At 53.3% G+C, this 10,877-nt stretch carries 12 protein-coding genes and 1 riboswitch; of the genes, 5 read left to right on the forward strand and 7 right to left on the reverse strand.

The genetic code is table 11. From position 1 onward, the window contains the following. Positions 1-28: 28 nt before the first annotated feature. Positions 29-505, reverse strand: coding sequence for a YciE/YciF ferroxidase family protein (locus K6958_RS00875; protein ID WP_249892922.1), 477 nt, complete (start codon positions 503-505; stop codon positions 29-31). 316 nt (positions 506-821) lie between these two features. Continuing rightward, positions 822-986, reverse strand: coding sequence for a con-10 family general stress protein (locus K6958_RS00880; RefSeq protein WP_249892923.1), 165 nt, complete (start codon positions 984-986; stop codon positions 822-824). A gap of 400 nt (positions 987-1,386) precedes the next feature. On the opposite strand from K6958_RS00880, the gene K6958_RS00885 reads away from it, so the two are divergent. Then, positions 1,387-1,569 (forward strand): hypothetical protein, encoded by a 183-nt coding sequence (locus K6958_RS00885; RefSeq protein WP_249892924.1) that lies wholly within the window; start codon positions 1,387-1,389, stop codon positions 1,567-1,569. Positions 1,570-1,914: 345 nt separating this feature from the next. Beyond that, positions 1,915-3,261 (forward strand): SGNH/GDSL hydrolase family protein, encoded by a 1,347-nt coding sequence (locus K6958_RS00890; protein WP_249892925.1) that lies wholly within the window; start codon positions 1,915-1,917, stop codon positions 3,259-3,261. A 209-nt stretch (positions 3,262-3,470) separates the two neighbouring features. On the opposite strand, the gene K6958_RS00895 is transcribed toward K6958_RS00890, so the two are convergent. Further along, entirely contained in the window at positions 3,471-4,472 is a 1,002-nt protein-coding gene (locus tag K6958_RS00895) for an acetyltransferase domain-containing protein (RefSeq protein ID WP_249892926.1), read from the reverse strand. A 137-nt stretch (positions 4,473-4,609) separates the two neighbouring features. Then, positions 4,610-4,681, forward strand: a riboswitch (Fluoride riboswitch). A 101-nt stretch (positions 4,682-4,782) separates the two neighbouring features. Here K6958_RS00895 and crcB point away from each other — a divergent pair. Both crcB and K6958_RS00905 read left to right on the forward strand, forming a co-directional pair. Next, positions 4,783-5,160 carry a fluoride efflux transporter CrcB gene (crcB, locus tag K6958_RS00900; protein ID WP_249892927.1) on the forward strand — a complete coding sequence of 126 codons (378 nt, stop codon included), beginning with the start codon at positions 4,783-4,785 and terminating at the stop codon, positions 5,158-5,160. Positions 5,161-5,228: 68 nt separating this feature from the next. After that, the gene (locus K6958_RS00905) at positions 5,229-6,047 is read left to right on the forward strand and encodes a sugar phosphate isomerase/epimerase family protein (protein WP_249892928.1); all 819 of its coding nucleotides are present in this window, start codon (positions 5,229-5,231) and stop codon (positions 6,045-6,047) included. Here the strand turns inward: K6958_RS00905 and K6958_RS00910 are convergent. Next, positions 6,044-6,670 (reverse strand): alpha/beta hydrolase, encoded by a 627-nt coding sequence (locus K6958_RS00910; RefSeq protein ID WP_249892929.1) that lies wholly within the window; start codon positions 6,668-6,670, stop codon positions 6,044-6,046. The two genes, K6958_RS00905 and K6958_RS00910, sit on opposite strands and share 4 nt — an antisense overlap. A 111-nt stretch (positions 6,671-6,781) precedes the next feature. Here K6958_RS00910 and K6958_RS00915 point away from each other — a divergent pair, with 111 nt between their 5' ends. Continuing rightward, positions 6,782-8,614 carry an ABC transporter ATP-binding protein gene (locus K6958_RS00915; RefSeq protein ID WP_249892930.1) on the forward strand — a complete coding sequence of 611 codons (1,833 nt, stop codon included), beginning with the start codon at positions 6,782-6,784 and terminating at the stop codon, positions 8,612-8,614. Here K6958_RS00915 and K6958_RS00920 read toward each other — a convergent pair. From K6958_RS00920 to K6958_RS00930, 3 genes are all read right to left on the reverse strand, one after another. Beyond that, on the reverse strand, positions 8,608-9,738 hold the full coding sequence (locus tag K6958_RS00920) for a GNAT family N-acetyltransferase (RefSeq protein ID WP_249892931.1): 1,131 nt from the start codon (positions 9,736-9,738) through the stop codon (positions 8,608-8,610). The genes K6958_RS00915 and K6958_RS00920 overlap by 7 nt on opposite strands. A 76-nt stretch (positions 9,739-9,814) precedes the next feature. After that, on the reverse strand, positions 9,815-10,579 hold the full coding sequence (locus K6958_RS00925; protein ID WP_249892932.1) for a hypothetical protein: 765 nt from the start codon (positions 10,577-10,579) through the stop codon (positions 9,815-9,817). Position 10,580: 1 nt separating this feature from the next. Beyond that, positions 10,581-10,778, reverse strand: coding sequence for a hypothetical protein (locus tag K6958_RS00930; protein WP_249892933.1), 198 nt, complete (start codon positions 10,776-10,778; stop codon positions 10,581-10,583). Between the last annotated feature and the right edge of the window lie 99 nt (positions 10,779-10,877).

Consider the following 10,877-nt stretch of genomic DNA (forward strand, 5'->3'; position numbering starts at 1 on the left):
GCCGGAAGCCTGACTGCTGATAAGGCAATTACTGCGTTTTTTCAGCGATGATGGTGAGTTTTTCATCAGTCGCTTTTTCTTCCTGCAATGTCTCTTCCAGCAGGCGAGCCGCTTCTTTATAGCCCAGTTTCTGAGCCAGCGCACGCAGGGTACCGTAGGCGGCGATTTCGTAGTGCTCAACTTTCTGCGCGGCACCGATCAGGCCCGCATCGCGCACCACGCCTTTCTCTACGGAATCGATAATTTCCTGCGCTTCTTCCACCAGGCCTTCCAGCGCGTGACATTTCATACGCTTAATCCGTACGTCAGGGGTAGCCTCAACCAGTTGGTCAAGACGCTCGATCTGACCCTGGGTTTCTTCCAGATGGGTTTTGAATGCTTCGATAAGTTTTTCATCGCTAGCGGCGCGTGCCATTTTCGGCAGAGCGCGGCTGATTTGCTTCTCAGCACTGTAAACATCGGACAGATCGTGAATAAACAGGTCTTCCAGCGTTTTAATACTCATCGTAATCTCCATAACCAAAGGATAATAATTTATAAGTTCAGGGTAACGTGCCCTGTTAATTTTCAGTATAGACAAAAATAAACAAATGCAACGGTAGAAATAGAATATTAGGATTCATCCGCTCGCTGCCGCTGCGCTTGTTTTAAATAAACCAACGATCGGGTAGCGAATATTTAGCAATAGTCAAATAGACGTACTGAATATTAAAAAAGGATAAGAGGACGCGTGGAGTACGGTCAATAAATGAGGCTACCCGCAGCACGTGACGCCGTGCTGCGGGTTTCGCTAATCTTTATAAGGGCTTACCTGGGAAAAATTAGCTGCGGCGGCTGTTCTGCCCGCCTTTTTTGCCTGCTTCAGAGGCTTTTTCGCGGTCATTTTTAAAGTTACCGCCGCTGTGTTGGCCGCCTTTTTTACCGGCTTCAGAGGCTTTCTCACGATCTTCTGCAAAGTTACCTGAACCGCCACGATGCTGAGTCATATTATTTCTCCTCATGTGTATTAACAGAATGCATATATTTATTAGTGGGCGATAAATATATGCGCATCCAACGTTTCTAAATCTAGCGGCTGAGGATGATATTGCAAGTCAGGCGCAGCTAAAAGTTTTTCTTGTGGCGATTAATATGACATAAGTTCGCGTTACGTAACGGGTAAATGAAAATGTTATATTTTATGAATGACAGGAGACATATATAATTAGCCGCTTCGCTTGTCACCTGTCAGGCGGCGTAATAACGGGTTTTAACAGCTAACCCAGTTTATTCCAGGCCTCATTCCCGCCTTTCCTTCAGGTCCGATCAGTTAAAAAATCGAGGCCGTTTCGTTTTGTTTGGTCTTTAATTAGTTAGCAAGCTAATACATTACGGAGGAGAGGACTGATGAACACCACATGGTTACGATCCCGTGAGCTTCCCCAACTGGGCTCCTTTATCGTGTTGAAGAAAGGTAAAGTGGCGTGGCTGCTGTTCCGCAACGGCGGCGCGATTTCCCGTTCTGCACAGTGGTTACGGCGGCATTGTCATACTTTCGAACCGGTAAACGCTTCCTCCCGGCTGCGTTAAGCTGATCTTACCGACGCCAGCTATGATGGATGGCGTCGGATTACCTCACATCATCCTGCATAAAAAAACAGCCATAACCGAATAATTTAGCAGATAAACCGTTCAAACCAATGGTCTGATAAGCAGGAATAAATTATCGACTTAATTAGCTTAATTATCATTAGCTATTCATTTAAGATTAAATATTGTTATTTGCCGGGATGTTTATAATACTGGCTGCGACGATTTATTGTTTAAACTCCTCTATTGCATTGATGTGCTCAACAGGAACGTACGAAAGGGAATGATTTGTTGAGCTTATAGATAATCAAAGTTTAGCCACAGGAAAAATAACAAGGAATATTCATGGAAAGAATAGCGGCTACATTTTTCTTAGGTTTAATGTCAATAAATAGCTACGCATCTAACGGTTTCTTTCCCGCAGGCGATAATATCTTCCCCAGCGACGCCATTGAAAGCACTTCTGTTACGCCGGTTTCCGAATATAACCTTATTCTTAAAAATAGCCACCGTAGCGGAGTTAAAGCCAACAACAGTACAACCTATATAAAGTGCACTTATAAAATTGATAAAGATCCGACCAATCCAGCTTCGTCATGGGTTTGGGCTATGGATCCGCAGCAGCCCGATCATTACGCCATCGTCAAAGGATACTGGCGCGACAACAGCGCGATGACCAATATGTTTTATACCACCGCATCCGCCCAGGAGCTGAAAGAGATTTGTCAGTATACCTTGCAGAGCGCCGGTATTAACGCAGATGTCGTCGTGCCGTACGCCGGTGACACGATGTTTTCCTACTACTATAACTTCTGGAGCCAGGGCAGTAATCTGCCGGAAGCGACGCTCGATGGGATTAAGCTGGACAGGCTGGTCGTTTTCGGCGATAGCCTGTCCGATACTATCAATAGCTACAATGCCAGCTATGGCGCGCTGCCTAAAAATAGCACCTGGTTTTATGGCCGCTTTTCTAATGGTTTGGTCTGGCACGAATATTGGGCCAATGCATTAAATATCCCCTCTTATTCCTGGGCGGTCGGCGGCGCAGAAAGCGCAGCAAAGCCTGTTTTTCCTGGCTTTATCGAACAGCTACATAATTTTAAACAGTACAAAGCCTACATGCAGGGGTACGATATAAAGAAAACGTTGTTTGCCGTACTGTTTGGCGGCAATGATTTCATTTCTGGCAACAAAACGCCTGGCGATGTTATTAATAATTATCGCAACGGTCTTACTCAATTAGCTCAATTGGGGGCTGCGCAGATAACTATATTAAAGCTGCCGGACCTGTCGGGCGTGCCTGCGGTACGTGAATGGCGTGAAAAAGATAAAAAAGCGCTACGGGAAAAATCAGTGGTCCTGAATAATAGACTGGACGTTTTGGCTGAGGAGTTAAGAGAATCCTGGCCCAACACGCAATTTATTGTGCTTTCTCTGGATAAAGCGTTTGATAACCTGATTACTTATGCTGATAAGCTGGGATATGTGAATACGGAAGAGACCTGCCTCGATCTAAAAAATGAGACGTTAACCTATCTTTATCATCATAATCCGCGTCCCGCCTGTAAAAGCAGCGGCGGTAGCTTTATTTTTTGGGATTACATGCATCCCACCACTCACGCCCATTCCGACCTGAGTAAAATGATCCTTCAGGAGCTGCGGTTAAAACTGCAGGAGGCGGCACATCATTAGCGATAACATATAGTCGCCCCGATCCGCCAGGCTGAAGAAGCCCGGCGGATCAGGTTACAGGCGGCGCATCAAAAATATTTCAGCCAGCGGATATCGCGTCTTTGCTGCTTCAGTCGGGCAAAGGCGCGTACCGGCCACCACAGCAGGAGCGACAGCAGCAGCATACAGATCCATAGCTGCCAGACGGCATCGAAGCCGAACCACTCGCCCTAGTTTTTCCCCCAGCGCGCTTCGGCGGCCAGATAAAGTCCCTTCAACACGTACAGGTGTAGCAGATAGAAAAACATCGGTGCGCTACCGAATACCGCCAACCAGGCGAGGGCGCGGCTACGCATTTCAACGCGTTCAAACAGCGCCAGCCCTACCGCCAGCGTCAGGCAAATAAATAGCAACGAGGGCGGATACTTAGTGATATTAAAAAACGCCATCGCGCTTTCGCTCAGCGTATTACCTGCCTGCCACGGCTTTTCGCCGTAGCCGTTAAGCAGGCGTAGCAGCACAAATAGCCCCAACAGGCTGGCGGCGCTGGTCAAGAGAACTTTACCGCGTGCTGCCCGGCTCCAGGCTGGCTGCCAAAGTTGGCCCGCACAGTAGCCCAGCGCAATTACGCCAATCCACGGCAGCAGCGGATAAGAGGTGCGCATCCGCAGCGTATCGCCGACTTCAATCCAGCCGCGCTCATGCAAAATCGCCCACGGCAGATGCCAGAACGAACCGGAAGCGGCGTGAAGGTTATCAAGCAGGTTATGACCCGCTACCAGCGCCACGCTGAGGGTAACCATCGCCCACAGCGGTAGCCACAACAGCCCGCCAAGCGCCAGCATACTCAGGCCAATCGCCCAGATAACCTGCAAGTAGAGCACTTCCGGCGGAAAGCTGAAAGTCCAGGCGAAGTTAACCAGTGTTAACTCCAGCGCCACCAGTACCAGGCCACGCTTCAACAAAAACAGCGAGGTCTCCCTCCGGCTCTGCTTTTTTTGCTGATAAAGCGCGGCGGAAAGCCCGGTAAGAAAGACAAAAACCGGCGCGCATAGATGCGCCAGCGTGCGGCTAATAAACAGCGCCGCATCGGTGTTAGCGACATCAATTGGATCGGCGAGCTGTTTATGCAGAAAAAACGTTTCGCGTACGTGATCCAGCAGCATGAGCAGGATCACGAAACCACGCAGCGCATCAATAGCCTGCAAACGTTGAACGAGCTTATCGGACATATCCTTTTCCCAGAAGTCACAAAATTATAATGTTATATCATAACAAAATATGGCGACTCAAGCAGGCAAGAAGTTATGTCATAGAGAGCAGGCGCGGGTGTTTTGATTGCCAGGCCGCGACGGCTAAGATTAAAATAGGCGCCTGAGGTGATGGCGTACCACCTTACCCAACCGCGACTCTTCTGAGAGCTGATGACGCCTGACACGACACTTTCTTGCACGCAAGGTGTGACGCATGTCAGGATCCCGCTCTGCCTGCTTGCTGTGTTATATCTTATTGAATAAAAATCATTAACAGGTATTAACCACCATGTTGAAATCTATGCTGGCAGTGATGCTGGGGGGCGCTGCGGGTTGTACGCTGCGCTGGCTGATCTCGTTGCGCTTTAATGCGCTATTTCCCAACCTGCCGCCGGGTACGCTGTTAGTGAATCTGCTGGGCGGACTCATTATCGGTATCGCCACCGCCTGGTTTATGAAAAACCCGCAACTATCGCCGGAATGGAAATTGCTGATTGTTACCGGACTGTGCGGCGGGCTGACTACCTTTTCTACCTTCTCTGTGGAAATCATGCTGCTGATGCAAAGCGGCAAATATCTTTGGGCAATGGGCCATGTGTTGGTTCATGTCATGGGATCGCTGCTGATGACCTTTGCCGGTTTTGCCCTGGTCACCCTGCTGGGCTAGATACCTTCTACAGTTAAACCGGGCGGCGCGATTTACGCGCCGGTTTTCCCGGTAAACAAGGAGGAAAAATGGCGAACAATCCGGTGTTTCTGAATCTGGTGCTGCTGGAAGGTCAGCCGTTAACGCTGCTGCACGCCGCAAAGCAGGCCGGTTTTGATGAGGTAGAAATCTGGCAGGAAAACGTCCTGGCGGCGGAAGGAGGCGCAGAAGCCATTCGTGCCCAGGCGCAGCGGCTTAACCTGGGCTTCACCAACTGCCAGGTGCTGCGCGATTTTGCCGGCGCGCCGCGGGTGCTGCGTGAAGAAAAACGACAGCAGGCGCAGCAATTTTTTCAGCTGGCGCAGGCGATAGGTTGCCGGACGGTTCAGGCGCCAGCCTGCACGCGCACGGACTGTCAGGCCGATCTGATTGATGAAGATTTATGCTGGCTTTCCGCCGAGGCGGCGCGTCACGATTTGCGCATCATGTATGAACCGATGGCGTGGAGCACGGTAGATAACCGGCTGGGACCCACCTGGCAACGGCTAAAGCGGCTTGATCTGCCCAACGTTGGGCTGGTGGTGGATCTGTTTCATATCGCTGCGCGCGGCGATGACGCCAGTGTGCTGGACGCGATTCCAGCGGATCGGATTTATGAAGTGCAACTGTGCGATATGGCAGAGGCGGTGACGCCGGGCGATATGACACAGCTGATGGAAACCGCCCGCCATTGTCGTCTGCTGCCTGGCGATGGCATACTGCCGATTGCGACCTTTGTGGCTGCGCTACAGCGTAAAGCTTATCGCGGCCCGGTCGGGATTGAAGTGTTTAACGATCGGCTGAAACAGCAGGCACCGCAGAGTGCCGCCGCGCAGGCGTTTGCCGCCCTGCGCCGCTGCTGGCCTTAATCCTTTCGGCCTGATTGCTCGCTGTCGTTAAAGCAGCGGGCGATAAAATTGACCGCCCGCTGTGCGCCGGAGCCGGAAATCGTGTGGCCGACGCCGCTTTCATACAGCGTTTCTACCGGCGTTCCCGCGGCCTTCAGCCGCAGCGCGGCGGATTCGGTCTCTTCCCAGGGGATAACCGGGTCAACTCTGCCGTGAACCAGCAGGACCGGCGTATTGCGGGTCGGCATCAGCGGATCGGGCGTTGCCAGACGACCGGAAAAAGCCACCACGCCCGCTAACGGCCAGCGCCCGGAAGCCAGCGCATCCAATGCCATAATCGAGCCCTGTGAAAAGCCCACCAGCAACACTTTTTCCGGCTGCGTCACCTGATGCGCGCTGAGCAGCCCGTGCAGCGTTTTATCGAAGGCGGCGCGCGCTTCCCGTACCCGTTCGCCGCGATTTTGCGCGGTAACGCCCTCCAGGCTGAACCACTGAAAGCCGGGGCCGTGATCGAAGCGAAAGGGCGCGTCGGGCGCGGCAAAGGCGGTGGCGGGCAGCAGCGGCGCCCAGTGCGGACCCAGACCGGCCAGATCGTCGCCGTTACTGCCGACGCCATGTAAAAAAATCACCAGTTTTTTTGTCATCTTCACCTCCGGGCGGAAAGTTTTATCCTGCGCTTTTACGTTTCGAAGTTAAACCCTTGCGTTAATTTGCACTAAGCTCAGTGATTCGTAGGGCAAAAAATGAGCGTGTCTATGCTATTTCGCCGTTTCGAACGTTATATCAATATCTTTCAGGATGCACCCGGCGAAGCGCCGCCGGATCGCGTGGGCGCCTTTTATGGTTATTTTCTCCGTCAGGTCTGGCGCAGTTTCGCCGCGCTGCTGGCGGTTGGCCTGATCGCTTCGCTGATTGAAGTGGCGCTTTATCGCTATTTAAGTCAGCTGATCGATATGGTCAACGCCTCCACCCCGGCCAGCTTTTTTCAGGAACACTGGGGAACGCTGCTGTGGATGGCGGCGGTGGCGATGATTCTGCGTCCGCTGTTTATCGGTTTACACGATCTGTTAATCCATCAAAGCATTGGTCCCAGCCTGGGCAGCCTGATCCTTTGGCAGAACCACAGCTATGTGCTGCGCCAGAGCCTGAAATTCTTCCAGAACGACTTCTCCGGGCGGATTGCCCAACGCATCATGCAGACCGGCAATGCGCTGCGTGATTCGGCGGTGCAGACCGTTGACGCCATGTGGCACGTCTCGATTTACGCGATTACGTCGCTGGTGCTGTTTGCCGAAGCGGACTGGCGGCTGATGCTGCCGCTGATCGTCTGGATATTCGCTTACGCCGGCACGCTGCGCTATTTTGTGCCGCGTATTAAAGCGCGTTCGGTAATCTCTTCCGAAGCGCGCTCTAAGCTGATGGGTTGCATTGTGGATGGTTATACCAATATCACCACGCTGAAGCTGTTTGCCCATACCGATTTAGAACAGCGCTATGCGCAGGACGCGATCGGCGAACAGACGGAGAAAACCCAGCAGGCCAGCCGGATGCTGACCAGCATGGACGTCACGCTCTCTACGCTGAATGGCTTATTGATCGGCTCTACTTGCGGGCTGGCGCTGTGGCTGTGGAGCGAATCACTGATTACCGTCGGCGCGATTGCATTGGTTACCGGACTGGTGATCCGCATTGTGAATATGTCCGGCTGGATTATGTGGGTGGTCAACGGCATTTTTGACAATATCGGTACGGTTCAGGATGGGCTGACCACCATCGCGCAGCCGCTCAGCGTGACCGACGCGCCGAATGCCAAACCGCTGCGCGTAACTCAGGGCGCCATCCATTTTAACAATGCCCATTTTGACTATGGCGGCGGCCGTCGGGTGATCAATAACCTGAATCTGGATATCAAGCCAGGCGAGAAAATCGGGCTGATTGGCCCGTCGGGCGCGGGCAAATCGACGCTGGTCAATCTGCTGCTGCGGTTGTATGACCTGGAGGGCGGCAGTATCAGCATTGATGGACAGAATATTACCCAGGTGACGCAGACCAGCCTGCGCGCGCAGATTGGTATGATCACGCAGGATACCTCGCTGTTGCACCGCTCTATCCGCGACAACCTGCTATATGGCCGCCCGGACGCCACCGAAGAGGAGCTGTGGACGGCGATTCGTCGGGCGCGCGCCGATGAGTTTATTCCGCTGCTTTCCGATAGTCAGGGGCGTACCGGGCTGGATGCGCATCTGGGCGAGCGCGGCGTGAAACTCTCTGGCGGTCAACGGCAGCGTATCGCCATCGCCCGCGTACTGTTAAAAGATGCGCCAATTTTGATTATGGATGAAGCCACCTCAGCGCTGGATTCAGAGGTAGAGGCGGCGATTCAGGAGAGCCTGGACACCCTGATGGAGGGCAAAACGGTGATCGCTATCGCTCACCGCCTCTCTACTATCGCCAGGCTCGATCGGCTGGTGGTGCTGCAGCAGGGTAAAATTATTGAAGAGGGTAATCATCAACAGCTGCTGGCGCATAACGGGCTCTACGCCCGCCTGTGGCGCCATCAAACCGGCAATTTTGTCGGCGATCACTGAACTGCACCACGGCGGTAGGGCAGCGCGTCGCGCGCTTCCTCCGCCCAGGCCAGGATGCCTGCTTGCTCCTGCTGTAAAAAATCGCCTACCGCTGCGCGTAATCCTGCATGCTGCAGCCAGTGCCAGGAGCGGGTAAGGGTGGGCTCAAAACCGCGCACCAGTTTATGTTCGCCCTGCGCGCCCGCGTCGAAATGACGCAGGCCGTGTGCAATGGCGTAATCCATCCCCTGCCAGAAGCAGGTTTCGAAATGCAGGCGATCAAACTCCGCCAGGCAGCCCCAGTAACGGCCATACAGCGTATCGTCACCGACCAGGCTGAATGCCATCGCCACCGGCTGCGCCTCGCGCTGGGCAAAGACCACCCGAATCGCTTCCGGCATCCGCTCCGCCAGCAGGCTGAAAAAGTCACGCGTTAAATAGGGCAGTTGCCCGCGCACAGCGTAAGTATTGGCGTAACAGGTATAAACAAAATCCCACTGCGCTTCGCTAACTTCGCCGCCGCCGAGCCAGTGAAGGTGAATACCGTTGGCGGCAACCTGCTCGCGCTCTTTACGAATCTGCTTACGTTTGCGCGACATCAGGGTATCGAGGAAATCCTGAAAGTCGCGGTAGCCGGGATTATGCCAGTGATACTGACAGCCAAGGCGTGACAGCCAGCCGGGTTGCGCTGCCAGCAGCGCATCGCTGCGTGCATCGGTAAAGTTAATGTGCGCGCCAGAGAAGCCGCTTTGGGCCAGCGCATCGGGCAATGCCTCCAGCAGCTGGGTTAGCGCCGAGGCCTCGCCTAACAGACGCGGTCCGCTAACCGGGCTAAACGGAATGGCGCCCAGCCACTTGGGATACCAGGGAATGCCGGCGCGATGGCAGGCGTCTGCCCAGCTGTGATCAAACACATATTCGCCCCAGGAATGGCTTTTTTGATAGCCCGGCAGCGCCGCGCGCAACCGCCCCTGCTCAAAGGTGACCAGATGCGCCGGTTGCCAACCGCTCTCGGCGCCAACGCTGCCGCTCTCTTCCAGCGTTTGCAGAAAGGCGTAACGTAAAAATGGATTGTTATCAGGCAGTAGCGCATCCCAGTCGGCGGCAGAAACTACAGCAAGCGAAGAGAGAAAGGAGAACGACATCAACAGGCTCCGGCAGAGGATGGGCGAACCGTAACACGGCTGCCCAGGAGTGATACTTCACCTTAGCATATTCGGCTTAGTCGCTATCTTCACGCATATTCAGCGCCAGCGCGCTGGCGGGATCGAACAGTGACAGGCTTTCAATTTGATCGAGCAGTATCACCTTACGAAAATCGAGCGCCGACTGCGGTTCGGTCGTCAGGCCAATATCATGTTTGGCATACCAGGCGCTGTAGTTATGCTCCACCACCAGATCCAACGTTTTACTGTCGCGGTAGCCGCTGAGCATCGGGATCACCACCACGTTATTGGCATCAACGCTGTCGAACGAGGAAGACATAATCATACCGATATAGATGCGATGAGAAGTCAGGGTAATCCACGCCAGTTCGCCGCCTTCCATACATTGATAAAGCAGATGCTCCACGCCGTTGGTCCGGGTTAGCGAATTATAGAGTTCACGACGGCCGCGGCCATCAAGCCGCGCGCTGCCCGCCCAGTTAGAGCGATAGAGACAAAACAGCACGGCAAAGGTCAGCATAATGACCACCGGCGCCTGGATGCCAAGAAAGCTCCAGTTCATAAATTCGATATGGTAGTGGTGGTGCCCGGGGCCGAAATATTGCGGCAGTTCATTCATCACCGCAGAGATGGCCAGCAGCAGCAGCCAGATAATCGCAGTAGCAATGACACCCTGGATAACGAAAATACAGCCATAAAGTGCGACCAGGAAGTAAACGTCCCAGCCAAAAGTACGCTTAAATTTGAAGCGGGTAGAGAGATCGCGACTGCTGTACCAGTAGCCACAAACCATCAGCACCATAAATATCGCGGTTCCCATCTTATGCCCTCTTTAATGCTGCGACGTGGCGGGCAAAATCTTTCTGCACCTCCTTGCTGTGAATATTGACCATCGCGCTGCCATTTTCATCGATGACGATGCGATCGCCATCTTCAATCGAATCCTGGACATCGTCCTGAGACATAACCTGCAGTAGTTTTTCCGGGCTGGTGAATAATGAACGAATCAGCTTTAACATCACTTTCCTCCTTTTTGCCCATAAGTGTAGGAAGGGATTGCGACTTTGGGGCGGGATCTGTCTGAATCAGACAGCGAAACGGCAAAAAAGGGCGCCATA

Source organism: Mixta hanseatica (assembly GCF_023517775.1).
In the GTDB taxonomy this organism is placed as follows: Bacteria; Pseudomonadota; Gammaproteobacteria; order Enterobacterales; family Enterobacteriaceae; genus Mixta; species Mixta hanseatica.

Bases quoted from the DNA above. Each gene is read 5' to 3' on its own strand.
- K6958_RS00920 (WP_249892931.1), bottom strand. From the start codon at position 9,738: ATGTCGTTCTCCTTTCTCTCTTCGCTTGCTGTAGTTTCTGCCGCCGAC.
- K6958_RS00875 (WP_249892922.1), bottom strand. From the start codon at position 505: ATGAGTATTAAAACGCTGGAAGACCTGTTTATTCACGATCTGTCCGAT.
- K6958_RS00925 (WP_249892932.1), bottom strand. From the start codon at position 10,579: ATGGGAACCGCGATATTTATGGTGCTGATGGTTTGTGGCTACTGGTAC.
- K6958_RS00885 (WP_249892924.1), top strand. From the start codon at position 1,387: ATGAACACCACATGGTTACGATCCCGTGAGCTTCCCCAACTGGGCTCC.
- K6958_RS00915 (WP_249892930.1), top strand. From the start codon at position 6,782: ATGCTATTTCGCCGTTTCGAACGTTATATCAATATCTTTCAGGATGCA.
- K6958_RS00930 (WP_249892933.1), bottom strand. From the start codon at position 10,778: ATGTTAAAGCTGATTCGTTCATTATTCACCAGCCCGGAAAAACTACTG.
- K6958_RS00880 (WP_249892923.1), bottom strand. From the start codon at position 986: ATGACTCAGCATCGTGGCGGTTCAGGTAACTTTGCAGAAGATCGTGAG.
- K6958_RS00910 (WP_249892929.1), bottom strand. From the start codon at position 6,670: ATGACAAAAAAACTGGTGATTTTTTTACATGGCGTCGGCAGTAACGGC.
- K6958_RS00895 (WP_249892926.1), bottom strand. From the start codon at position 4,472: ATGTCCGATAAGCTCGTTCAACGTTTGCAGGCTATTGATGCGCTGCGT.
- crcB (WP_249892927.1), top strand. From the start codon at position 4,783: ATGTTGAAATCTATGCTGGCAGTGATGCTGGGGGGCGCTGCGGGTTGT.
- K6958_RS00905 (WP_249892928.1), top strand. From the start codon at position 5,229: ATGGCGAACAATCCGGTGTTTCTGAATCTGGTGCTGCTGGAAGGTCAG.
- K6958_RS00890 (WP_249892925.1), top strand. From the start codon at position 1,915: ATGGAAAGAATAGCGGCTACATTTTTCTTAGGTTTAATGTCAATAAAT.